This is a genomic window from Pseudomonas sp. FSO-7 (assembly GCF_059579345.1).
On sequence record NZ_CM184193.1, the window covers coordinates 5193906 to 5218632 of the forward strand.

12 protein-coding genes are annotated in these 24727 nt (G+C 60.8%); 5 read left to right on the forward strand and 7 right to left on the reverse strand.

The window, feature by feature from the left end:
* The first annotated feature begins 143 nt into the window (after positions 1-143).
* The 3 genes from AC515T_RS22780 to AC515T_RS22790 all read left to right on the forward strand — a co-directional run bounded on the left by AC515T_RS22780 (position 144) and on the right by AC515T_RS22790 (position 4001).
* A complete protein-coding gene (locus tag AC515T_RS22780; protein ID WP_496530108.1) occupies positions 144-1331 on the forward strand; it encodes a Fic family protein in 1188 nt (395 codons plus the stop codon).
* Positions 1332-1426: 95 nt separating this feature from the next.
* Positions 1427-2434 (forward strand): AAA family ATPase, encoded by a 1008-nt coding sequence (locus AC515T_RS22785; RefSeq protein WP_496530109.1) that lies wholly within the window; start codon positions 1427-1429, stop codon positions 2432-2434.
* A gap of 235 nt (positions 2435-2669) precedes the next feature.
* Positions 2670-4001, forward strand: a complete 1332-nt coding sequence (locus AC515T_RS22790; protein WP_496530110.1) for a DUF58 domain-containing protein — start codon at positions 2670-2672, stop codon at positions 3999-4001.
* Between the two features lie 17 nt (positions 4002-4018).
* On the opposite strand, the gene AC515T_RS22795 is transcribed toward AC515T_RS22790, so the two are convergent.
* The 4 genes from AC515T_RS22795 to AC515T_RS22810 all read right to left on the reverse strand — a co-directional run bounded on the left by AC515T_RS22795 (position 4019) and on the right by AC515T_RS22810 (position 19485).
* On the reverse strand, positions 4019-8071 hold the full coding sequence (locus tag AC515T_RS22795) for an Ig-like domain-containing protein (RefSeq protein ID WP_496530111.1): 4053 nt from the start codon (positions 8069-8071) through the stop codon (positions 4019-4021).
* Positions 8072-8076: 5 nt separating this feature from the next.
* Positions 8077-12186 carry a Tc toxin subunit A-related protein gene (locus AC515T_RS22800; RefSeq protein ID WP_496530112.1) on the reverse strand — a complete coding sequence of 1370 codons (4110 nt, stop codon included), beginning with the start codon at positions 12184-12186 and terminating at the stop codon, positions 8077-8079.
* 56 nt (positions 12187-12242) lie between these two features.
* A complete protein-coding gene (locus AC515T_RS22805; RefSeq protein WP_496530113.1) occupies positions 12243-15839 on the reverse strand; it encodes a Tc toxin subunit A in 3597 nt (1198 codons plus the stop codon).
* Between the two features lie 436 nt (positions 15840-16275).
* Positions 16276-19485 (reverse strand): hypothetical protein, encoded by a 3210-nt coding sequence (locus AC515T_RS22810; RefSeq protein WP_496530114.1) that lies wholly within the window; start codon positions 19483-19485, stop codon positions 16276-16278.
* Between the two features lie 454 nt (positions 19486-19939).
* Between AC515T_RS22810 and AC515T_RS22815 the strand changes: the two genes are divergently transcribed.
* Positions 19940-20308: a DUF6124 family protein gene (locus AC515T_RS22815; RefSeq protein ID WP_496530115.1), complete on the forward strand. Its 369-nt coding sequence runs from the start codon at positions 19940-19942 to the stop codon at positions 20306-20308.
* A gap of 252 nt (positions 20309-20560) precedes the next feature.
* On the opposite strand, the gene AC515T_RS22820 is transcribed toward AC515T_RS22815, so the two are convergent.
* Together AC515T_RS22820 and AC515T_RS22825 are read right to left on the reverse strand one after the other, a co-directional pair.
* Positions 20561-20920, reverse strand: coding sequence for a PilZ domain-containing protein (locus AC515T_RS22820; RefSeq protein ID WP_496530116.1), 360 nt, complete (start codon positions 20918-20920; stop codon positions 20561-20563).
* Between the two features lie 285 nt (positions 20921-21205).
* Positions 21206-21577 carry a tetratricopeptide repeat protein gene (locus tag AC515T_RS22825; RefSeq protein WP_207964963.1) on the reverse strand — a complete coding sequence of 124 codons (372 nt, stop codon included), beginning with the start codon at positions 21575-21577 and terminating at the stop codon, positions 21206-21208.
* A 323-nt stretch (positions 21578-21900) separates the two neighbouring features.
* On the opposite strand from AC515T_RS22825, the gene pyk reads away from it, so the two are divergent.
* Positions 21901-23352 carry a pyruvate kinase gene (gene pyk / locus AC515T_RS22830; protein ID WP_496530117.1) on the forward strand — a complete coding sequence of 484 codons (1452 nt, stop codon included), beginning with the start codon at positions 21901-21903 and terminating at the stop codon, positions 23350-23352.
* Between the two features lie 611 nt (positions 23353-23963).
* Here the strand turns inward: pyk and AC515T_RS22835 are convergent.
* Positions 23964-24713, reverse strand: a complete 750-nt coding sequence (locus AC515T_RS22835; RefSeq protein WP_496530118.1) for an enoyl-CoA hydratase-related protein — start codon at positions 24711-24713, stop codon at positions 23964-23966.
* Between the last annotated feature and the right edge of the window lie 14 nt (positions 24714-24727).

The following is a 24727-nucleotide window of genomic DNA, read 5'->3' on the forward strand; positions in this document are numbered from 1 at the left end:
AATCCGCAAATTTACTGGAAATCATCTATCTTACGGCATCGATAAAGCTAGAAATTACGGGCTTTACAGACCATTTCATTTTCCGCATAAATTTCCGCAGGAATTACCCAAAAAAAGTCGTTTGCGCTCGCCGGAAGCAAATAATGATCACTTCAAAAACGTACCTCGACCCCGTACTGCCAGAAAATCTGCCCGACTCGATCATTCAGGCCGCGGATCAGTTGCCGCGCAAGGCAGCCTTTCTGGCCGGACGGCTGGCCGATGAAACATCCAGGCAACTGGCGGGCCTGCTACGCATCACTAATACCTACTACTCGAATCTGATCGAAGGGCATCGAACCGAGATCGCCGACCTCCAGATTGCTCGCACGACCCCCAAACGGGAAAGAAAAGAGCTCAAAGAGCTTGCCGTGCAACACATGACGCAGCAGGAGGTGATGGAGCGGCTGTTTCGCATGCGGTCAGCGGACAATTTCTCTGCCATGTTCGATCCCAAGTTGATCGCGGCCATCCATCGTCGACTGTTCAAGGATGCTTCCACGCAGGAACTGACCCTGGGCGATGGTCGCATGATGGAGCCCGGCAGGCTGCGGGCCGAAGAGAATGAACAGGTCCAGGGTGGCGCGCATATCGCCCCAGCGGCTGCCGCTGTTTTGCCCATGCTTGAACATCTGCAGCTGCATTACGGGCGAATCAAGGATCCGCGGCGGCAATTGATCGCTGCCCTGGCAGGTCATCACCGAGTGGCGCTTGTCCACCCCTTCCTCGACGGCAATGGTCGAGTGATTCGGATGCTCACCCACCTGCAACTGGTTCACCTCGGGCTAAAGCCTTTCCTCTGGTCACTGTCTCGTGGCCTGGCTCGCAGGCAAGATGAGTACTATCGCTTCCTGGCCTTGGCTGATCGTCCTCGTGAAGGTGACTATGACGGGCGCGGCCAACTTTCACAGCGTCACTATTTCAACTTCATCGAGTTCATGCTCGATGTTTGCCACGATCAGATTGAGTACATGACGACCTCGCTAAACCCGGCCAAGCTGCGCGAGCAGGTTCTTCATGTGTTTTCAACCGATCCCGACCTTCGCCGTGCCGGCATCAGGCCCACCAGCGCGGCTGCCGTGCTGGCGCTTCTCACCCAAGGTGCGATGCCGCGTGCTGAGTTCAAGGTGTTCACAGGTTTGAAGGATCGGCTTGCTACGGAAGAACTGAGCCGCATGATCGAAGCGGGGATCGTGGTCAGCAGTACCCCTAGATCCCGTACAGTGGAAGCGGGTTTGCCCGCACGCTTCGCCGGGCTGATCTTTCCCAACCTGCATTTCCAAATGGGCTAAGGTGTGCCGGCGACTCAGTTGTCACTGCCCGGCACTGAAGGATGAAAGAGTTAGATCACGCGTAATAGGATTTAACCGTTAGGAGAACGCAAGAATTGACGACTGAACAGAACGAACCTACCGACGGCCAGGCCCACGCCGCCCAACAGCGCCAGCGCGCCATTCAGTTGGCCCAGGCGATCCGCAGCGAGCTGCGCAAGGCGGTGGTCGGCCAGGCCAGCGTGATCGACGATGTGCTCACGGCGCTGATCGCCGGCGGCCACGTGCTGCTCGAAGGCGTTCCCGGGCTGGGCAAGACCTTGCTGGTGCGCGCCTTGGCTCGCTGTTTCAACGGCGAGTTCGCGCGCATTCAGTTCACCCCCGACCTGATGCCCAGCGACGTCACCGGGCACGCGGTGTATGACTTGCAGACCGAGCAGTTCAAGCTGCGCAAGGGCCCGGTGTTCACCAACCTGCTGCTGGCCGACGAGATCAACCGCGCACCGGCCAAGACCCAGGCCGCGCTGCTCGAAGCCATGCAGGAACGCCAGGTCACCCTCGAAGGCCGTGCCCTGCCCATCAGCCAGCCGTTCATGGTGCTCGCCACCCAGAACCCCATCGAACAGGAAGGCACCTACCCGCTGCCGGAAGCCGAGCTCGACCGCTTCATGCTCAAGGTGCGCATGGACTACCCGGATGCCGACCAGGAGCTGGACATGGTGCGCCAGGTCAGCCGCTCGACCCGCGCCGACATGCTCGACGTGCAACCGCTGCGCATGGTGCTGCAGGCCAAGGACGTGCAAGCGTTGCAACGCATCGCCAGCGACCTGCCGATGGACGACCAGGTGCTCGACTACGCCGTGCGCCTGGCTCGCACCACCCGCAGTTGGCCGGGCTTGACCCTCGGCGCCGGGCCTCGCGCATCAATTGCGCTGGTCCGTTGCGCCCGGGCGCGGGCGTTGTTGCGCGGCGGCGAGTTCGTGGTGCCGGACGACATCAAGGGCTGCGCCCTGGCCGTGCTGCGCCACCGCGTACGGCTGGCGCCGGAACTGGACATCGAAGGGCTGTCGGTGGACCAGGTGCTGGGGCAACTGCTCGATCAAGTGCCGGCGCCGCGGTTGTGATGATCCGCCCTGTGCCAAAAACACCTTTTGTGCCCAGAGCAATTCTTCTGGCAAGAGCGCTTTTTGTGGCGAGGGAACTTGCTCCCGCTGGGCTGCGCAGCAGCCCCCAGGTTCTATCTGACACACCGCCAGGGGACGCTGCGCGTCCAGCGGGAGCAAGCTCCCTCGCCACGGGAAACCTCACTGCAGCAAATTCCTTCGCCAAGGCCGACGTCCGCTCCCAGGAAATGCCCCCATGAAACCCTCACGCCTGCTGCTGACCTGGCTCATCCTGTTGCTGGCCGTGAGTATCGTGCTCGGCGCACTGCGGGCGCTGGGCATCGCGGTGCCCTCGACGTTGCTGTCGATCAACTGGGGGTTGCTGCTGGCCGTGCTGGCCCTGGCGCTGCTCGACGCGGTGCGCGTCCGGCGCCTGCCCACGCCCCGGGTGCAACGGCAAATGCCCGGCAGCCTGGCTTTGGGCCGTTGGGGTGACGTCCGGTTGGACATCAGCCATGACTTTATCCAGCCGCTGCACGTGCAGCTTTTCGACCACGTACCCGATGGCCTGGACTTCGAAAACCTGCCGCTGTCGGTCGAGCTGCAACCCGGCCAGCGCAGCCAGGTCGGCTACCGCCTGCGCCCGCTCAAGCGCGGTCACTTCACTTTCACCCAGTGTGAAACCAACCTGCCGAGCCCGCTGGGCCTGTGGACCGACAAACGCCTGCTGGACGCTGTCGACCACACCCGCGTCTACCCGGACTTCGCCAGGCTCTACGACGGTCAACTGCTGGCGGTGGACAACTGGCTCAGCCAACTCGGCATCCGTCAGCGCCAACGCCGCGGCCAGGGGCAGGAGTTCCACCAACTGCGGGAGTTTCGCGAGGGCGACAGCCTGCGCCAGATCGACTGGAAGGCAACGGCCCGCCATCGCACGCCGATTGCCCGGGAATACGAAGATGAGCGCGACCAGCAGATCATCTTCATGCTCGACTGCGGCCGGCGCATGCGCAGCCAGGACGGCGAACTGGCGCATTTCGACCACGCCCTCAACGCCTGCCTGCTGCTCAGCTACACCGCCCTGCGCCAGGGCGATGCCGTGGGCCTGAGCACCTTCGCCAGCGATCAACGTCGCTACCTCGCCCCGGTCAAAGGCACCGGCCAGCTCAACGTGTTGCTCAACACCGTGTACGACCTCGACAGCAGTCAGCACCCCGCCGACTACCAGGCCGCCGTCAGCCAAGTGCTGGCCCGGCAGAAACGCCGGGCCCTGGTCGTGCTGGTGACCAACCTGCGGGACGAGGACGATGAAGAACTGCTGACCGCCGTCAAACGCCTGGGCCAACGGCATCGAGTGCTGGTGGCGAGCCTGCGGGAAGAGGCGCTCGACCGGCTGCGGCAAACGCCGGTGCAGACCCTGCCCGAGGCGTTGGCCTATTGCGGGACGGTGGACTATTTGAATGCACGGGCGACGCTGCATGAGCGATTGAGCGCCCATGGGATGGCGGTACTGCAAGCCCGGCCCGGGGAGTTGGGGGCCGAGCTGGTGACGTTGTACCTGGGGTGGAAGAAGGCCGGGAATTTGTAGAGAATCGCACCTCACCGTTAAACATCCACCCTGGACGGCAACGTCAGTTTCGGCAGCTCGGGGCTAAGCAATTCCAAAACAAAACTGCCATGAGCACCGGGTTGGGTCACGATGGTCCAGCGCATGGGGGCTGCCGTCACCGGTCGCCGCACATAAAATGCAGGATCAAAGACCAACCCAAGGGATACACCAGGGTTCCCCTCAAGATGAACCTCAGTCTCGTTAATCAAACTGCTGTCTTTTTTGACTCTCAGCTCCAGAATATTGGTGGTACCAGCGGATAAGTAAATCACCCTGATGTAGCCACTTTCATCAAAGATTGGGAGCTCATTCAGCCAAAGGGTAAATTCCTGCACCCAGCTATCCTCGGTCCCCAACACCTTCGCCTCCAACCGATCCGAATCCCACCCAAATTCTCCGCGCACGGATGCACTCAACGTGTAGCGTCCTATCCTCGACGGCAACTCAAAGGTAATCGACGCCTTGCCCTGCGCATCGCAAACCGACGGCGCCAGCACCACGCCTTTGAAAAACCAATGCACCTTCACCCCTGCAACCGGCTCGCCGGTGGCCGCGCTGACCACCGTTGCCTCGGCGCTGATTTCGTCTCCCGGTACCCCCTCAAGGTCAGCGCTGGTCAGGCTTTCAATCACACAAGCCTCATGCACGAGGTAATCAAACTCCACGACCTCGATGCCGCCAACGGCGCGGGCCCTCACCGTGCCCGGCCCGGCAACCGTCGCGATGAAACTGAAGCGTGCGATGCCATAAAAATTGGTGGTCGTCGTCACAGGCTCCATGGCTTCGTCAGTGCTCGTCCAGGACACCGGAACATTGCGCGCTGGCTGGCCGGTCACCGCATTGATCAAGGTGACGTCAAATAACAACACTTCACCCCAGTCAACAACCTGACGCTCCTCGTTCGTCGTCGCCACGACATCCACCGGCACATGGCTGCCCAGGGAAAACGCATTCAGCGGTGAGCGCGCCAACAGCCGCGAGGCCGACAGCTGCAAATAAAACCCGGCGTCGGTCCGGTCCTCGGCCAAAAGGCTGACCGGCAGACCGGCAGCGGTCAACGTCCGTGGCTTGCCTAACCCGAACGGCTCGAACTGCAACCCGGTGTCCAATTCGTGCGCGCCGCTGAACCCCAGTGTCAGCTCCTGATCGAGCAACGGGCTGTCCTCCACAACAGATAGCGTCAGGTCCAGCCGGTCCGCCCGACGCGGGAAGAAGGTTTGTTCGCCCCAACGCCGTGGGTCCCCCAAACGAGTTTGGACGTTGAGGTCGAGCCAGGGATCGTCCTGATGCGCAAACACATCGAAGCCCTGCTCGACCTCGGTCCCATCGTAGGGATTGCTGACCAATGCCTGGACCTGGTGGTTTCCCGCTGCCGTCGGCTGGTAGGCGCACTGGGCGATGCCGTCCGCCCCGCTTTGGGAGGTTTGGCCATCGTCCCAGGCCACGTTCACGTCGTTGGCCGGCTGCTTCGTGAACGCCGACACATAGCGCAGGGCCAGCCGGGCGCTTTCGCCTTTGCTCAGCACCGGGTCGGTCGCCACCTCGAAGGCAGTTCCGACCACCACTTTGTTGTGGGCCAGTTTCAGTGCGAACGTCGATGGCTGGGTAAACGCCTCGACGCCCAGCACTCGGGCGGCCCAACTGCGCTGTGCGGACTGGCTCGCGCCGCTGAAGTCACAGCGGTAGCGAACCCCGCCGGCGGTCATGGGCGCTGGCTCGGTCAAAGGTGGGGTCATCTGCCACCCCGCCGGCAGGTCCGGTGCCACGGTGGTCTCGAACAACAACCCATGCAAGCCACCCGGGTCTCCCTCCGGCAGGAGCGTCAGGTCGTGGGCCGCGCCGATGCACGGGTACAAATCAGCCTCGGCGCCCCAGTTTTTTGGCGTCTGGTCGAACACCAGCGAGAGCTCCGTGGACAAGTCCTGGGGCAGCGCCCGAAACGCCAGGTCGAGGGGCTCCAGGCCCGTCGAAACCACCTGTAGATCGAAAACCCCACCCGTGTCGGCCACCGATGCCTGGACCGGCCAATCCAGCCCGGCGGGGGTGATGGTGACCGGGGTGTCCATGTTGGCGATCACAATGGAGCGTGCGCTGGCCGGGTCCTGCCAACGCAGGAACACCTCTTTGCCGATCAAGGGGCTGCCGGCCGCCACCGCCAGATGAAAGACCGAGTTCTGGCCCATGAGGCACACCGCGCCCGCCCCGACCCGATCGATGGCGACGCCATCGAGGGTGAAGCTGGCGGTGTTCCAGGCACTGGTCGCCAGGGTCTGGATGGCGAATGCGTGCCCCAGCTCCTGCCCGCCTTCACGGGGATTGACCCGCGCCGCGAGGGTGTAGTCGCCGTGGGCGGTCGGCCGGTCGATCACACTGGCCCAGCCATGTGTGCCGGTCCAGGTTCTCTGCAGCCCTTGGGAGGTGTCCCACTCCACCGGCACCCCGGCAATCGGCTGGTCGCCCAGGCTCGTCACTCGCAGCATGCACCAGACATAGTCATGCTCATCCACCACCGGCACCCGATTGGCCTCACGCACGTCACCGATCTTGAGGCTGTGGCGGGCCAGCGACATGGCGTTGCTGACCGTGGGGCGCTGCAGCGCGGCGCAGCCCAAGCGCAACCCGAATTCATCAATGCCGTTGCTGTCGTCGCAAACCAGCCGCCAGGTTAATGCGTCACCGGTGACCGGCACCGGCGTCAACAAGGCCGGCTGGACCGTCACCCCCAATTCTTCAGGGGCCTTGCCTTCCCATTCCAACCAGACATCGAGGTTGCGCAGGGGGCTGTCGGCGTCAAACAGGACCTCCACCGGGTACGTCGCGCCACGATCGGGAAACCCGGTTTGTTCCCCCCAGAGGGCAGCGTCCATGTTGGGGAACTTGATGCGCACGGCCTTCAACGGATCGGTGGCGTGGGCCTTCACACTGAACGTGTGAAGCGCGCTGCCCTGGGCATAAAAGAGACTCTCGACGCTGGCCTTGACCGCCAGCGTACCCTCGGTGGCCGGTGCGAAGTCGAACCAGGCTTCGCCGCCCTCATCGGTCTCGCTGACCGCAAGCACGTCCTCGCCCAGCATCCAGCTCACCTCGTGGCCATGCATCGGCAGGTCCAGGTAATAGGATTTCACCCGCACCCTCATCCGGACCGTCTGCTCGTACTCGATCACCGGTTGGTAAGCCGGGTCCTGGAGGCTTTCGACGACCAGCCGATGATGCCCCAGCGAGACCGCGATCGGGTAAGTGTCGGCGTGGTACTTGCTGTAGATGGACAGATCGAACAACTGGGTGTCGTTGCCCACCGGTCGCGGGCAATCCACCTGCCAGGTGTCTTCGATCCGTTGGTTCTCACCCCAGTCGGGCGAAATGAGCACGGCCTCCAGCGGGTTGTCCTGGTTCCACAGCAACGCCTCGGTGCCGGCCCAGGGGCTACCCGCGGCCGGTTGAAAGGACAACTGATGGCGCTGGGCGCCGGTCGCGCCGTGACACAGGTAAAGCGTGGGCTGGTCGGCCGGGGTAAAGGCCTGGCCGTCGTTGACGAACCGCGCCAGGACCAGCGGGTCGAGTTCAAGGTGAAAATCGATCAGGGCAACGATAACGTCCTTGGTGGATGTCGCCACGTTGGAGCTCATGATGACGAACTCAAAGAGATCGTCCTCCTCAACGTCGAAGTCGATCGACTCCGTGACGAGCGTCAGGGTCAGCTCCCTGATTTCCGAATCCGCCGCAGCGTTGCCGCGTGGCGGCAGGGCGATTTCCAGGCTGTCGTCGGTTCCACGCCGACGCAGGCTGAACGTGCCGGGACCATCGCTGCGGTTGTCGTACAAAAAACTCAAGCGGTAACGCGCGCCCGTCGATTGCGGCGCGGGGGCCGGCACTTGTTGGGACATCCCCTTGCCGCTGTAAAGGGACAGGTAATCGATGGTGCCCCCCTGCCACGGGCCGCGCTTGAGAGCTCTGCCGCCTGCCCCTCCCACATACTGCCAGTGGTCCCAGTTAACGAAATGTCCGTTGGGAAGGATGTTGGTCCGGGTGTTGACAGGCTCCCTGTTCATTTTTTTCATTTTTCCACCCCACGTGCGTTCGGTTCAGATTGGTTGAAAAAGGATTGGACCTCTCTGGAGAACGCCGGGCTGCCTACCTTGGCGGTGTATCGGATCTTGAGGATGATGTCGGTCAAGGCCAGCAGTTGCTGTTTCTGGCGAGGTTTCAGATGCCAGGGAAAGGCCAACGTCCAGAGGGACACGGCGCCGGTATTTTCAAACGGGTTGCGCAAACCCTCGTCGGGTTTCAACGCGACCGTGCCGAAATCCTCCACCCCAACGGAAATGGCGATGTGCTCGCCGCTGCTGATATTCACCAGTACATCCGGTGGAGCTGACGTCGGGTTATCGCTATAGAGATATTCCAACGACTGGAGCGAATCCTTGATGGCGGTGACGCTGCGGATCTGCGTCAGCGTTGCACAGAGGTTTTCGAAGGGGCCGAGCAGCGTCGGTAGCGTCACGTCCACGGCGCTGATCTGCCGGCAGTAATGGTTGTGATAGTCACGGTCGAACAAGCGCTGGGACAGCTCGAACTCCAACTCGCCGGAGTCTTGCAAGCTCTTCAACGCCTCTTCCCAGTCCATCTGGCCGGCCACGCCACTGTTTTCATTGAACAACTGGCGCAACGACACGGTCTTGACCATTTCCGGACGCCGCTCATAACGCAGCAGATAATCGGCCTCCATGCGCAACAGGTCGAGCCGCAGGGCATCCCCGGCCGTCAGGCCGTAGTAGTTGTCCAGCCAGGCATTGGTGCGTATGTGGTTGAGATCGAACTCGGCGCTCTCCACCTGCAAGGCGCGCTGGGCACTGAGGCACAAACTGACGACTTGATCGTAAGCCTGATAATGCAAGGTCTTGCATTGCCCCACGTACCAGCGGTACAGCTCGACGCGCGTGGCGCGGGTGAGCAGAAAATCGTAGAGCGCCTGGGTCTGGGCATTCATTCTGACGATCTGTTTCAAGCCCGCCTCGGCAGCAGCAACCGCACGGGTCTGGGCGTTGATGCTGTCATCGATCATCACCAGCTCCGCCTCGGCCTGGTCCCGTGCCAGCCCCCAGTCTTCACGCCGCCGACGGTAGCTTTCGGACGTGGCATCTTTTTCGGCATTGCCGCGAACAACCTCTGCCGCGATCTGAAAACCGAAGCCAACGGCGCGCGGAATGTTGCCCACCTGGTGCCCGCCGTTGGCCAGGCCGAATACGTTGGGGAGGGTGTCGATGGCAGCACCGGCCATCTCGAACCCGGTGCTGAGTGACGACAGCATTTGCGCGACGTCCAGGTCCGCCATGACCTTGTATTCGGCACCGGAAATGTTCTCCATGTGCAGTTTTGCGTAGTGCAAACGGCGCTGTTCGGTGATTGCCCGGCTGCTGTTGAGCGCCGCCAGGCTTTCCTTCGCCTGGGCGAGATTTTCCTCCTGCATGGCCTTGGTGAAGGCGCCCAACTCGGTCAAGTGACGCTGCTGCAACAGCTCCTGCTCGCCGCGGTCCTGTTGCTCCAGCAGGCGGATCACCTGATTGCCGCACTCTTGCAGATATTGCGTGGCCCGCAGTGCGGCATCGAACAGCACACGCCAGCGAAACGCGGCAATGCGCAAAGGCCCGCCCATGGGCCGAACCGGGCCGGCGCCACCGGCCGCCAGGTTATTGAGCAGATCGGCCGGGTTGATCGTGCTGAACAATTCGACGGACATGGGTTTGCCATCGATGGTCAGGTTATGGCGCAGGTTGTACAGGCGTTGGGCCGGCAACTCATAGAGCTGCAACACCCGCAGACTCACCGGCAAGCGGAAAGGCTCGGTACCGATGACGCCGGGGTCTTCAAAAAACCGGGTCTTGACCGGCAGCCATCCCGAGTCCAATTGCAGCGCTCTTTCGAACGCCTTGAGTGCCGCACCTTCCTCCAGCTTCGTAACCAGGTCTCCCAGCTTGGTCGGCGTCCATTGGCTCAGGGCCTGAGTGTCCGGTGATACGCCCATCAGGTTTTTGGCGCGCAGGTATTGCAGCTTGGCCGCCGCCAGGCTGTCGCGGGTCAACTGGCGGTACAGCCAGTCGCCCCATGCCAGAAGGTTGGCCACATAGTCGAGGTAAATCAGCATTTGGTAATGCCGGGGCGTCGAGTAGGCGATCGCATCCGGATCGGTGGGGTTATCGGCTTCACACCCTACCCCGCCGTCATCAGTGCTGTTCACGTTCAAGGGCCGGCAGCGCCAGTACGGGGGCTTGGGAGCCGCCAGGCGGTTTGCCGGGTCGGCGGGGGCCTGGGGGTCGAAGATAAAGTGCAGCCATTGTTGGGCTTCGACGAAACGGTCTTCGTCCTTGAGGCGCGTCGCCACCAGGTGGGGCAAATGGAAAAACAGCTCCCAGAAAAACAGCCCGTTGGCCCCGTCGAACGGCCCGTTGGGCTCATCGGTATTGTCAGGCAGCTTCGGCTCATCGGGAAACTGGGTGTCCCAGTCGAGCACGGCGTCGATCGAAACGTTGGCGCGTGTCACCAGTTCAGCGCCGATCAGCGTGTTCAGGCGCACGTAACTGAGCTTCGTCAACCCAGGGTCGTTGAGTTGCAGAAACTGGGCCCCGCGCGGGTTGGTTTTGTGCAGTTTTGGCAGCGTGACCTCGGGAGGAAGGCCCTTGAGTGTCAGCACGAAGGTTTTTGTGCCCAGGCCGTCACCTGTGAGGGTAAACGTTGCGGTCATACCGGCGAAATTGGGGCGGAAATAGTTATTCCATGAAGAGGACCAACCACCATTGTCGGAATAATCCGTTTTGAAGAATTCTGTGTCACTGCCTGAAGGATCGGACAGAGTCAAAATGAACTCCTTTTGCGCTCCCGCCATGCCAGGCACCAGTTGAGCGCAGTGCGCTTGCACAGACAGCATCTGACTGCCTTGGTTCTGCCTTATCACTGCCTTGAGGGCGAATTTGTCCACCAGAGGGCTCGCCCCCGACGAGACCGTTTCGGTCATGCTGGAAAAGTCCGACGGGGCAATCCGTTGCTGCAAGGTTAAAGGATCGCTGAAGCGGACCATCGCCAGGTGATCCATGATCGGTTTTTCATCGTCCACCTTGCGAAACAGCGCATCGCGGGTTTCGTAGATGTCCACCGGATTGGCTCGGGTCGAGAAGTCGATCGCATTGGTCAAGTGCACCGCCAACCGCCCCTTGGGATAGAGCGGGTCGACGTCGTCGCGCAGCATCACCGCCACCAGCCGGCATTTGTCACCCACGTCGTAGTCCAACTGTGTCAGGTTCAAGCGTACCGGCGGCGACCACTGCCCGCTCAGCGTGATAAAGGCCACCTTCAACTCGATCTCGTAGGGCTTTTGCATCACGCCCTCGCCATCGAAAAACGCCTCGCGCCATTCGGCCCAGACCAGGCACAAGCGCCCGCCCCAAAAGACCAGGCGGCTATCGAGCACGCGCACATCGGCGGGAATATCGACGGGTTTCCACTCGCTCCAGGCGGCCGGGTTGATGGCCACGCTGTCCGCATTCACCTGCACATCAGCCTTGCGCCAGAAATAGCGATAAGGCGCAATCCGCTCCTTGCCGATCAGGTAGTAATCGGCGTTGCGGGCATGGGGCCCGTCGGTATCGACATAGCCGGTGAGCACCTCCAGGTTGCACACTTCTTCAAAGCCCCGCAGGTATTGCTGGATGCCCTGTTGCACCGAATCGGTGGTCAGCCGGGTCTGGTTGAGGTTGTTTTCAAGGTCTTTGAACAGGCTGGTCTTGCGGATGCGCGCATACGGGGTGATGTAGTCTTCGGGCATGCACTTGAGCAATTGGCTGGCGGCCCACAACGGGTACTGACTGGCAATGTCCCAATCCTTCAAGTCCTTGGGGTCGAACTCCCGGTCGGTGTAGCCCGGCTCGAGTTTCTGGTAGACCGCGTGGATGTATTGCTGGAAACAACTGACGGCCTCGGCGACCCAGGAAGTCTTGACCTGATGGTTATCCTGGGGATCGGTGCGCAGCCACTCCAACAGATCGTCGGCGGTTTTGATCAGCGGAAAACCCTTGTTCTGCTCCCGGTCTTCGATTTCCTTGATCCCCAGCGCACACTCGACCAATGCGTCGCGGCGCAGGGCGGTCACCCGGGTGATGTCTTGCGTGGCCATAATCGTCTCCTGTTTGCTGGGCTGCGGCGCCTGCGGCTGACCACCGCGGGGATCGATCAAAGGTCGTCGTCTTCCAGGGTGAGCACGAAGCTGATCGGTGGGAACAGCATCTTGAGATCGTCTCTAGAGACGCTCGGCCCACTGATGGTCACGGCTTCCAGGCTGGTGAACGTCACCTCCGTCACCCCCTCGGCATTGGTCAAGGTCGGGACAGGATGAGTGAACACAGGGTTGAGCTCCCAACTCACCAGCTCGTGGGCAACCGGGTTTTCATACTGATCGAGCAAGCGCGCCCGCAAGGTGATGTCGATGCCGACTTTTTCCCGAGTGACAGAGATCTCCTCGTCCAGCATATAAAACTCATACGACCCAGGGTCATTGCCCAGGGTGATGGTCGCCGCAGGCTGTGGCTCGCGGGCATCCAGGCGATAACTGATCACATCGCGCCCCATCACGGTCCCGGCCCGCACGGTGGCCGTGGCGATACCGTCCGCCCCGGTGGTCGAAAACGCCGGTTCAACCGTGCACAGCGTCGAATTCCAATAAACATTGACGTTTGCCTGGAGCTCCCCAGCGCGGGTCACCGTGACGGTCAACTCTGCCGTCTCAGCGCTGTTGGCGATCAGTTCATGAGTACTGATACTGCTCTCGACCTCGACCCGATCCACCGTGGCGTGAATGCCGTACAGCGGTGACGTGCGGCCTGGTTCCGACAGGAGGACGGCGACCTGATGGGCGACCTCTTCGTATTGCTGAAAGCTTGCGTCCGGGTCGAGTTTGCCGATCTTCAGCGTGGTCGGCGCATCCAGTTTGCTCAGCAGTACAAACCCGCGCAGACGCGTGAACAGATCAAGATGTTCCAGCGTGCGGATGTAGCCTTTCGCGGGATTGACACGGTCGGCGCACGCCCGCACCTCTTCGACACTCCAGTCAAAAAGTTCGGCGAGCAGCCTGGCGGCCTGCTCTTGCACCAGGCGCAGTCCGTCGCCCGACAAATTGCCGGGCAGTTCGTTGACCCGTTGCAAATAACCGAGTAGCTGCGACTCGGGTTTCTGGCTGAGCGCGACGGCACGGTTATAGACCGTCAGGTAATACAAGGCGCTTGGGGTAAACGGCCCTGTGCCGGGGACGCCCCCCACACCATCGCCGATGCTCAGGTAAAGGCTGAGAAACTCCACGCTCAAGTTGAACGCTTTCACCACTTCACTGCGGCGGGTAAAACCCGCCAGCATGCCCAGGAAGGGGTCACCCGGCGTCTCGTCGCGGGGGCTGTCCCCTGAATCCTGGACCGATGTGCGTCCCAGCGCCTGTAACAGCACGTCATGCACCGTGCCCCCCGACCAGGCCAGCACCGGCAATGCCAAGACCGGTGTCAACCGGCCATACACGGCCAGCCTCTCCTGAACCACCCCACGTTGACTGGCGCGACTGCTCAGCAGTACCGCCATGATTCTTTCGACGGTTTGTGGGTCCTGTCGGCCCATCACCTGACGTACCACCCGATCGACCACCTCCCGGGCATAGAACTCGTAGGGTGGGTCGGCGGACTCGAGCCGATGAATCACCAACCCGTCCTGATCCACCAGTTCCAAGAGTTGGTTCGTCCATAGCCGGCCATTGGTCAATTCCGGCGCACCGGCCATGCGCAGCCCGGCTTCGGTAAACAACGACGGCGCAAGCCTGGTGCGAATCTGCTCGAAAAGTTCAAGCTGTGCTTCCAAGGGCTGGGCTGGCGCGGCGATGGGCTTGACGTGTTCGACCGTCCAGGCCACGTCCAGGCCACTGTCGGCGCACCAGCGGACCCAGCCCTCCAGGCGCTGGATTTGCGACAAGGCATCGGGCATCTGTGCCCTCTCCCCGTGGATACGCGGCTGACCGGCCAGCACCGCGCCCCAGGTCCCGGGGCTCAACAGGTTGAGAATTTCTACCGCCACGTTCGGCGCCACACCCAACCTCTGGGGCAGCCTGGCCATGCGGTAGAAGCTGGAGAGCACCGGCAGGCTACGCAAGAGCCTCCCGTGGGCCTCGGCGATCAGCGGCGCCAGGCTGAAATAGGTCGCCAGGTCGATGTTCAGGCCACTGCAAATATGCACGACCGTGAGGGCGTCGGCCTCAGTCACCGGCACCAGCGCAAACTCGCTGCCATCCAGCTTCAAAGGCGGGATCGCCAGCGTGTCCTTGTTGAACACGCGGTCGAACTGCGAGGCCTCGGTGCCACGACCGTAAATCGACACACTGCCCATGAACGCAGCAAATTCTTCGGCCGTGCATTGGTAGTCTTCCCGCAGCATTTCAAACAACCCCAGCGCCCGCAGGGTGTTTTCGCTCATCCAATAGTCGGGCGGGTCGTCCGTGGCATTGGCCATGCCCAACTCGGCCTCGATGATCGCCACCAATAACGCGTCGGTTTCATGGCTGGCCATCCGCATGGCATTGTCCAGGCGGACTTTGCGGTTGAGGCGGTCAATTCTGTCGTACCGGGGGTTCTCTACATCGTCCTCGTCGACAATCCCGAAAATCTTGTTGGTGAAGTCGCTGCCACCGTATTCGATGCTCATCAACGGTGGTTCGGCCAGGCCATTGTTGACGAACACCGAGCCTGCATGCCCAGGCGTGATCTCCTCGTCAATGAGCGACACATGCGGGGACACGGTGGGGGCGAACAGCTCGACCGAGAGCAGGGCCTCGAGGCCGGGTTGCGTCAGCTTGGTCCGCTGGTTGAAGAAGAAGGTCTGATTGAGGTCGGCCGCTTCGATATCACTCAGCAGCCCGAAATACTTCTTGAAATAAGCGTCTTGATCGCCATCGGGAAAATGCGGAGCATCGGTCATGATCGCCCGCTGGCTTGGGCTGAGTCGGGTGGCCTGGGTGAGCGCGTCATCGGCCGTCTCGCCCCAAGGCAGGTCCCGCAGGAAATAGGGGTACTTGGGGTCGCACAGCTTAACGATGCCGCCCACGGAAGTGCCAAGATCCCGGGTCAACTCATCCATCGTGACCCAGGGGTGGTGGTAGGGCAGCCCATTGGGGTAGCTGCGTTCGTTGAGTATCACGTCGAGGTTTTGCATTGGCCCAAGGGAATCCTTGATCGATGTCTCCAGCACCTTGCTGACCACTTCCACCGAGGACACCACGCCGTACGTGGTCACCGGATCAATGTCCAACTCATCCAGGTCCACCCGCCGGAGCTTGAGCAGGAAAGCATCCGCCTCTTCAGAAGGCCTGAGGCGTTGTTCCGACCAGCGCTTGAGCCACACCGCATAAGCCACGGGCGAATGAATGGCCTCGATCGCGTCAATCGGACACCTACCGCTAAAATTAGGCCGGAACAGGTCGCCGTAGGTTGGCCCGGTGACCAACGCCAACATCCCTTGGCGCAGGTGTGCGGGGAGCGGCTCAGGATGGGTCAGTTGGTCTTCGATGTAGAGGCGCAGCACCCAAGTCGCCAAGCCGTTAAGGCGTAGCGCGAGGGCCCGGGCGTCGTCAAGCGCCAGGCCATACTCATCCACTAACCCGGCGACCCCTTTGCGCGCCAGCGCACACACCGAACCGCCGTCTTCAAAATATTGCACCAGGCTGGGAAACTCATCGGACGGCTGCCCCTTCAGGACCTGCGCACAAAAATGGCTGGCGATTCGAGCCGGAGAGTCCTTCATCGTAGCGCTCCGCTGGGGATAAGGAATCGGGCCACCTGCACCAAAGGCAGCGGCCTGCACACCTGATATTTGAAGGTAAAAGCGGGGCTGCGCCTACTGTCAGACTTGACAGTAGGCGCAAGTTTTTTCCAAGGATTTTGCTCGATCGGTTCCACTTCAAAACGCGGGTAGTCACCCCCGATTTCCTGTGGGAGCGGGCTTGCTCGCGAAGGCGCCGGGACAGTCACCTCGCCATCCGCTGACCCTCCGCTATCGCGAGCAGGCTCGCTCCCACACCGAATCTCGGGCGAACACAAATCCGGCTGCCACCCCGACTCCCTGTGGGAGCGAGCTTGCTCGCGATGACGGCGCCACAGTCAACATCTCCACAACTGAACCACCGCTATCGCGAGCAGGCTCGCTCCCACAGGGGGTCTCGGGGTGAATGCCCATCCGCCTACCGACCCCGGTTGTCCTCAACCCGGGCCACTTCAAAACGCAGGCTGTCGGCCCAATCCGAATCGTCTTGCCGCGCTTTCAGCCAGTGGGCGCCCGGCAGCAACGGAGCATCCGGCGAAGCCGTCCAGGTGCCACCCGTTACCAAATCGTCCTGGGAAACCACCTGCCGGCTATCGAACCAGTACGACAATTCAATGCGCTTGCCCGTCTCGCCAGTGCCTTCGAAAAGCGCCGTGCCCGCGAACCAATGCCCGGCTTCGGGCGCGGTGAATGTCGGCGCGCCGGACAGCAACAGCACCGGATGCGCCTCGCTCCAGCCGGAGCGGTAGTCATCGCATTCCTGCTGCACGATCCAGTGGTGTTCGCCGGCCGGCCGGTCGATGGGCAACGCCAGTGACCACGTCCGGTTCGCTTGCACCTGGGTCCGGCCCAAAACGGTGTCGGGCTCATCGCTCCAGGCCACTTCCACCCAGTCACCGGCATACCCGTGCCCGGAAATCGTCGCCGTCGCGCCGATGTGCTGTTGCAGTGCCGGTGATTCAATGAGGGGAATCGGCGGCACCACGGTGATGGGATGATCGGGCCCGAAATCAGAGACCTCTTCGGCAAACAGTTGCCGAGCGCGCAACACGCATTCACCCACGGGCAAATGGGCGTCGTAGGACCAGTAACCCAAGCGGTTGGCCCGCACCGTGGTCAAGGGTTCGTCCGCACCGTCGAGCCACAGCTCGACCCACGCCACATCGAACCCCGACGCAGCGCGGGCATAGCCATCGATGACGGCGATGCGGGGCATGCGGTCGCCCGGCTGGGGATACTCGATGGTGGGGGGGAACAGGATCACCGTGAAGGTGACCCGTTGGCTTTCTTCGGATGGCCATTCTCCGTATTGCTGCACGGCGTACACGGTATGCGGACCAAACGAAAGGTCTTCGAGGGACACCGACCAGTCGTTCTCCGTGACCGGATTCTCGCCTAGCGGCAATTTCGTCACGGCATCAAACACATACATCGTAGCCCCCGGTATGCCGCCCGTGCCCCTGATGACGGGGTTGTGATCCACATCCTCATCGACGGGCGAAGTGATGACCGGCTGCAACACGACGATTTCGAACGGCTGGGACGCCGGATTGGACGTTACACCGCCGATGCTCTGGGTGACGCGAGCCGTATAGGTACCGGGCAGGAACGGCTCCTCCCGGGTGAAGGTCCAGTTGGTACCATCCATCGTGGCCGCATGGGGCGTGCCCTGCTCCCCATCGAACCCAAGATTGACCTGCGCACCGTTCAAGCAGGTGCCCGAGAAATGCGGGGTCAGACCGTCGTAGCTGACGCTCACAGTGGGTAACGGCGCGTTGATGGTGAACGATTTGAAAGCGGTCGGGTTAGAGCTCAGGTTGTTGAACAACTGCCATGCTTGGACACGGTAGATACCCGGGTCCCAGGCTTCGGTGGCCGTACAGGACCAGGTCTTGTCGGCAGTGTCGACGTCGACAATGGGCACAGCGGGCACAGTCTCGCCTTCACGCCGCACCTCGATCCGCCCCGGTTGCCCAGGCCAGGTATCACCGGTACCGAAAAACACGGGTTTGCGGTCCTCACCGACCTGAACCGAGAGGGTTGGCACTGGGACGGGGATAGGAACCGTGAGCCTGTCGCTCCAATCGGAATAGATCCAGCCTGAGCCATCGGGAACTCTTTGCCGGATATTCATTTCATGCTGGGCAGGTGGCTGATTCGTCCATTCAAAAAACCACGCACCCGACCGCACCGGTTCGCTGCCTTGCGGATCCATATTGTTCGCGATGTGAACATCCACGATGGCTGTGTCATAACCGGCCCCCGAAAACCTCACCGTGCCGGAGCTGGGGTAGGACACGTCGATACCCACCAGTTTTGGGGGTTTTATCTTGAACTCACGGTAGTCACTGCGTTGCGAGGTAACGCCTTGATAGGTCTGCTCGGCCACCAAATTGACGGGGCCCGCCTTGTTCAGACTTACATTAACGCTCCAGTTTCCCCCTGCCTTCACAGTGTCGTCACCTACGCTTTCAGGGCTCCAGTCCAATTTCACGTAAACTTTGGCGCCGACGATGCCGTTTGTTCCAGTGACCGTGAAGTTCATGTTCTGGGGGGCGGTGAGCGCGTTGATGTTTAATTTGCCCAAGACCGTAAAGGTGCGTGCCTCTGTATATTTAACGGGCCCACCGCCATATTGATAGGCCGCCTGTACTGAACAAGGTCCACTGGGCAGAGTTACTTTTACTGGAGTGCTCCAAGTTTTATCGGTTTTTACGGATTTTTTCTCTGACAGTTCTGTACCCACATTAGGAACAACCGCCCATACATGATTGTGCGGAAATCCTAAGCCTGCGAAGACAATCTGGTCAGCGCGTACTACAGCGCCCTGTGCGGGCGTGGTAAGCGTCGTCGGTGCCAGGTAGGCCGTTTTCTGATTCGAGTCTACGGACGTCGCTCCCCCTATTGTTTGGGTCGCGTAAATAGTCACAGTGTCTGATCCATCCGGCATATGGAATGTCCCCATCCATCCACCACTGCTATATATAACTGTAGATGCTAAAAACTGACGATTCCGAGCGTTATAAATGTTGATGCTACCATCAGCTACACCGTTGATCCCTGAAACAGTGACCGGCAGGGCAACAACCTCACCAGAGGGGGATTCAATTACTGGAGCAGGCGCAAAACTGACGTCGGTCGCCACCCAGGCCGTAGGGTCTCCCCCCGAACGATCAAAGATATAAGTAAACTCAATTTTTGCTGTTGAGCTATTCCCCCATACTTCCCCCCCGTTTGTAGAACCCGGCATAAAGTGCCATTGACCATCTTGCCGAGCATTTTCGGTTAGCGTATGCCTCCAGGAACCAGGTTGTTTCGAGGAAAACTCCAGAATAATGTCTCCGGAATGACGGTTATTATTGCTGACCCAGTACTGTACTGCGTAACAATTGAATACCGTACCCGTGGCATTCCAAAAGTAGCTCACCTCAAGCTTCGCTACTTGGCCACTGTGCATAACCTCCAATACTGTTGAAGTACGGGTGGCGGCAGGCGAATCAATAGCTTCGTGTTCTTGGATATCAACACTAGAGGAAGTAGATGTACGCTCGTATCCGTCGGCTTCTGATGGATTCCTCTCTGGGGCTCCATCTGGCTGCCCTTCTTCGATCCCATCGTCAGTGTTCATGATTCATTCCACAATTGGTGATTAACAGGCTGGTGATGTGGCCGGATAGTTCGCCAGTCATTCAGTGCCAATCTTGCGGTTTGAACACCTGTCAGCTCTGACAGTCCCGACCAGCGGCGGCATCTGTAAGAAGCGACCGACTGACTACAACGCCTTGCGCAACGGACTACAGATCCGCCAGAATCCGCCGGCTTGTGCGCCTTGGCCTTGCCCCGTAACTTGATTCGTGTCGCTGATATCCAGCGATCGGGTTTAGTCGCCCGGGGTAAATCACCAAGATGCATTGCGTCTCCATCAGTCAGGTCTCCTATTCCTGCTCTTGATGGTGGCTGTGCGCAGGGCGCTTCGGCGCGCCGGTTTTTGGTGATACTTCCCCGGTCGACTAACCTGCGTACAGCCGCCGCCCCTCCGTTTAGTCGCGAAGTGGTCAAGGCATCATTTAAGGAAGATCACCATGTTCAAAGCCACACCTAACCCTCCGCATACCGACCCGCTATCCCCCCAAGAACCCCTCGACGCCGAAAAGCTCGACCAAGCCACCCAAAAAGTCCTGGACTACTACCTCAAGCCCAGCCATGGCCAGCCCGACAAAAAGCCTGCCAAACAACCGGATTACTTCATCGTCGCGCCCGACGCCGACCCCGAAGGCATGCTCGCGCACACCTACGAAACCTTCTGCTCGGTGAGCACGCTGATCCTGGATTTATCCGAAGACCTGGAAGGCGCCCCGCGCAACCTGGCCCTGGCGATTCACCAGATGGGCGAGATGGGGGTGTTGTTGCTGGAAAAGTTGATGGATAACGAAGGGAAGGTTCAGCGTTGATATGAAGCTATGGGAGCACAACTTGGCGATGGGGTAGTTTAGATGGCTATCGCGAGCAGGCTCGCTCCCACAGTGGATTTGCGATGGTCACAGGACAGGTATCCCCCCAATCCCTGTGGGAGCGAGCTTGCTCGCGATGGCGGCGGTACGGCCAATATCTTCATCGACTGACCCAACGCTATCGCGAGCAAGCTCGCTCCCACATTGGATCCTCGGTGGACATAGAGCCCCGTGGGACCGTAGGCAGTTCGTTCAGGCCGACTCCGGCAGCGGGTGAAAACAGAAATATTGCTGCAAGGCACCCACCAGTTGCCCGTACTCCGGTGGCGCCCATAGCAGCCTGAAACCAGCATCGAAATGCATCGGCGTCACATCTTCGTGGCACCACAGGCACCTGGCTTTCAACTTGATGTTTTGCTGTGGCCCTTCGTCGGAGGGGATTTTCAGGTGCAAGTCAAAATCCGCACCGACCATCAACGGCAGAGGGCTGATCAGCATCAGCCCATTTTCAGAAACATTGCCCAAAAAACCGATAGGCCTGTCGTTGATACCGTTGAACACTTTGAGGAAATACGGCAACTGATGCCGTTCGATCCGACGTTCTTTGTACATGTCTTGTATCGCTTTTCTAGCGGCCACGTACAGGGCCTACCGATCACTTCGGAACGAACCCAAGCGAGCCCGCTCTCCCCAATACCGGTGCCAGACGCTGCCAACCGCCTTAAGCCTACTTCTGCCGGTCTCAGGTGCTTCTAAAAAGTAGAGATCTAGCTCTAACTACGACTTGTACAAATATAGCCCAAGGTGGAATGACGACCAGTCTCACGTATTAATTTTCATAAACACAACAGGCAAAAGGAGGATGGCCAGGATTACGCCTGGCCACGGGAGGGAAGATCAAGAAGCTGGACGGATCGCTGACGCGCTGCGGGTCGGGTAATGACCCAGGCTCTGCAAGGTTTCGAGCCGGGCGCGGGCGCGGAACGCGTATTCGCTGTTAGGGTATTGGGTGATGATGAACTGGTAGGTCTGCGCCGCATCGATAAACAGCTTCTGCCGTTCCAGGCACTGGCCGCGCAGCATCGAGACTTCCGGCTGCATGTAGCGGCGGGCACGGCTGGCGCGGTCGACCTTGGACAGTTCGAGCATGACCTGCTCGCAATTGCCACGGTCATAGGCCTTGTAGGCCAGGTTCATGTGGTGGTTCATCGACCAACGGGTGCAGCCCGTGACGCTCAGGGCCAGGGCAACAAAAAGCACGAATCGCATGGGAGGTTCTCCTGTCTTGAGCTCTGTATCGACCTGGGCAAGAAAATCTTCAGCCTGAAAACGCTTGCCCGTTAGAACACCCGTGGCGAGGGAGCTTGCTCCCGCTGGGCTGCGCAGCAGCCCAAAAAATAGGGCCGCTTCGCGCCCCAGCGGGAGCAAGCTCCCTCGCCACGAGAGCGATGTTCGAGATTAGTGTTTGAAGGCGCAAAAATCTTCAGGAATGTTCATTTCGAAAAACAAACGAAAAAGTAGTGCATATGAACAATGACTACACCCAAAGAGCATAGTAGCCTTCGCTGGCGCTTGAACTTGAGGAGTCTTGCATGTCCGTCCGTCGCACCAAAATCGTCGCTACCCTTGGCCCGGCCAGTAATTCGCCGGAAGTTCTCGAACAGCTGATTCTGGCTGGCCTGGACGTTGCCCGTCTGAATTTCTCCCACGGCACCCCCGAAGAGCACAAGGCGCGTGCCAAGCTGGTGCGCGACCTCGCCGCCAAGCACGGCCGCTTCGTCGCCCTGCTGGGTGACCTGCAAGGCCCGAAGATCCGTATCGCCAAATTCGCCAACAAGCGCATCGAGCTGAAGATCGGTGACAAATTCACCTTCTCCACCAGCCATCCGTTGACCGAAGGCAACCAGCAAGTGGTCGGCATCGACTACCCGGACCTGGTCAAGGATTGCGGCGTGGGCGACGAGTTGCTGCTCGACGACGGTCGCGTGGTGATGCGCGTCGAGACCGCCACCGCCACCGAACTGAATTGCATCGTAACCATCGGTGGCCCGCTGTCGGACCACAAAGGCATCAACCGTCGCGGTGGTGGCCTGACGGCCCCGGCCCTGACCGACAAAGACAAGGCCGACATCAAGCTGGCCGCGGAAATGGAAGTCGACTACCTGGCCGTGTCCTTCCCCCGTGACGCCGCGGACATGGAATACGCCCGTCAACTGCGCGACGAAGCCGGCGGCACCGCCTGGCTGGTGGCCAAGATCGAACGTGCCGAAGCGGTGGCCGACGACGAAACCCTCGATGGCCTGATCAAGGCCTCCGACGCCGTGATGGTGGCCCGTGGCGACCTCGGCGTGGAAATCGGCGACGCCGAGCTGGTGGGCATCCAGAAGAAGATCATTCTGCACGCGCGCCGCCATAACAAAGCGGTGATCGTCGCGACCCAGATGATGGAGTCGATGATCCAGAACCCGATGCCGACCCGTGCCGAAGTGTCCGACGTAGCCAACGCCGTGCTCGACTACACCGACGCCGTGATGCTCTCGGCCGAAAGCGCCGCCGGCCTCTACCCGCTCGAAGCGGTGCAAGCCATGGCGCGCATCTGCATCGGCGCTGAAAAGCACCCGACCAGCAAGACCTCCAGCCACCGCATCGGCAAGACCTTCGAGCGCTGCGACGAGAGCATCGCCCTGGCAACGATGTACACCGCCAACCACTTCCCGGGCGTGAAGGCGATCATCGCCCTGACCGAAAGTGGCTACACGCCGCTGATCATGTCGCGCATCCGCTCCTCGGTGCCGATCTACGCGTTCTCCCCACACCGCGAAACCCAGGCCCGTGCGTCCATGTTCCGTGGCGTCTACACCGTGCCGTTCGACCCGGCCGCCCTGCAACCGGGCGAAGTCAGCCAGGCGGCGGTGGATGAACTGGTCAAGCGCGGCGTGGTGCAGACCGGTGACTGGGTCATCCTGACCAAGGGCGACAGCTACCACACCATCGGCGGCACCAACGGGATGAAGATCCTGCATGTTGGCGACCCGATGGTCTGAGTGACCGAGTGCTGAAAAACAAAAGCCCTGCCATGTGAATGGTGGGGCTTTTTGGTTTTTGCCTTCTGATAAATGTGTTGCCTGGACTGGCCCCATCGCGAGCAGGCTCGCTCCCACAGAGGGTCTGCGGTGATATTCAATTTCCCGACCACCACCAAACCCTGTGGGAGAGAGCTTGCTCGCGATAGCGGTGGATCAGCTTGCACCCATGCTGAATGTGACGCCGTCATCGCGAGCAAGCTCGCTCCCACAGTGGAACTGTGGTGGTCTTCGATTTTCGGCCACCGCTGATTCCCTTGTGGGAGAGAGCCTGCTCGCGATAGCGGTGGATCAGCTTGCCCCCATACTGAATGTGACGCCGTCATCGCGAGCAAGCTCGCTCCCACAGTGGAACTGTGGTGGTCTTCGATTTTCGGCCACCGCTGATTCCCTTGTGGGAGCGAGCTTGCTCGCGATAGCGGTGGACCAGGTTGCACCCATGCTGAATGTGACGCCGTCGTCGCGAGCAAGCTCCCACAGTGGAACTGTGGTGGTCTTCGATTTTCGGCCACCGCTGATTCCCTTGTGGGAGCGAGCCTGCTCGCGATAAGGCCAGCCCAGGCACTACAAAACTAATGCCTGTTGATAAACCCCGACAACGCCGCCACCGCCTCGGGCGAGCGCAGGCGTTGGGTGAATAGCCTGCCCTCTTCCTCAATCACCTTGCGCAACTGTTCCCGGTCCGGCGCTTTCATCAGTTGCTTGCTGATGCGCACCGCTTCAGGCGGCAGCGATTCGAAGCGCAACGCCACCTCCCGCGCCTTGGCCAATGTCGCCTCACCCGTGTCCAGCGCCTCGGTGGCAATGCCCCACGCGACCGCCTGCTCACCACTGAAGCCCTCGCCCAACAGCAACAATTGCGCAGCCCTGGCCTGGCCCAGCAGCCGCGGCAGGATCAGGCTGGAGCCAAACTCCGGACACAGCCCCAGGTTGACGAACGGCAGGCGCAGCCGCGCGTCGCGGCTGACGTAGACCAGGTCGCAATGCAGCAGCAACGTGGTGCCGATGCCCACTGCCGGCCCGGCCACGGCGGCGATCACCGGTTTGCGGCAGTCGAGCAGGCTGAGCATGAACTGGAATACCGGGTTATCGAGGTCGTTCGGTGGCTGTTCGAGGAAGTCGACGATGTCGTTGCCGGCGGTGAAGCAATCGCTGGAGCCGGTGAGCAGCACGGCGTGAACCTGCGGGTCGCTGTCCGCCGCCGCCAGGGCTTGGGCCAATTGACTGTACATGGTCCGGGTCAGGGCGTTTTTCTTGTCCGGGCGGTTCAAGCGCACGGTCAGCAGGCCGCGTTCACGGTCGAGCAACAGGGTTTCGGTCATGATCGGTCTCGCGT

What these genes read in the sequence shown, in the direction of transcription:
- AC515T_RS22780 (WP_496530108.1), top strand. Translation starts at nt 144, where the DNA reads ATGATCACTTCAAAAACGTACCTCGACCCCGTACTGCCAGAAAATCTG.
- AC515T_RS22790 (WP_496530110.1), top strand. Translation starts at nt 2,670, where the DNA reads ATGAAACCCTCACGCCTGCTGCTGACCTGGCTCATCCTGTTGCTGGCC.
- AC515T_RS22795 (WP_496530111.1), bottom strand. Translation starts at nt 8,071, where the DNA reads ATGAACAGGGAGCCTGTCAACACCCGGACCAACATCCTTCCCAACGGA.
- AC515T_RS22800 (WP_496530112.1), bottom strand. Translation starts at nt 12,186, where the DNA reads ATGGCCACGCAAGACATCACCCGGGTGACCGCCCTGCGCCGCGACGCA.
- AC515T_RS22805 (WP_496530113.1), bottom strand. Translation starts at nt 15,839, where the DNA reads ATGAAGGACTCTCCGGCTCGAATCGCCAGCCATTTTTGTGCGCAGGTC.
- AC515T_RS22810 (WP_496530114.1), bottom strand. Translation starts at nt 19,485, where the DNA reads ATGAACACTGACGATGGGATCGAAGAAGGGCAGCCAGATGGAGCCCCA.
- AC515T_RS22815 (WP_496530115.1), top strand. Translation starts at nt 19,940, where the DNA reads ATGTTCAAAGCCACACCTAACCCTCCGCATACCGACCCGCTATCCCCC.
- AC515T_RS22820 (WP_496530116.1), bottom strand. Translation starts at nt 20,920, where the DNA reads ATGTACAAAGAACGTCGGATCGAACGGCATCAGTTGCCGTATTTCCTC.
- AC515T_RS22825 (WP_207964963.1), bottom strand. Translation starts at nt 21,577, where the DNA reads ATGCGATTCGTGCTTTTTGTTGCCCTGGCCCTGAGCGTCACGGGCTGC.
- pyk (WP_496530117.1), top strand. Translation starts at nt 21,901, where the DNA reads ATGTCCGTCCGTCGCACCAAAATCGTCGCTACCCTTGGCCCGGCCAGT.
- AC515T_RS22835 (WP_496530118.1), bottom strand. Translation starts at nt 24,713, where the DNA reads ATGACCGAAACCCTGTTGCTCGACCGTGAACGCGGCCTGCTGACCGTG.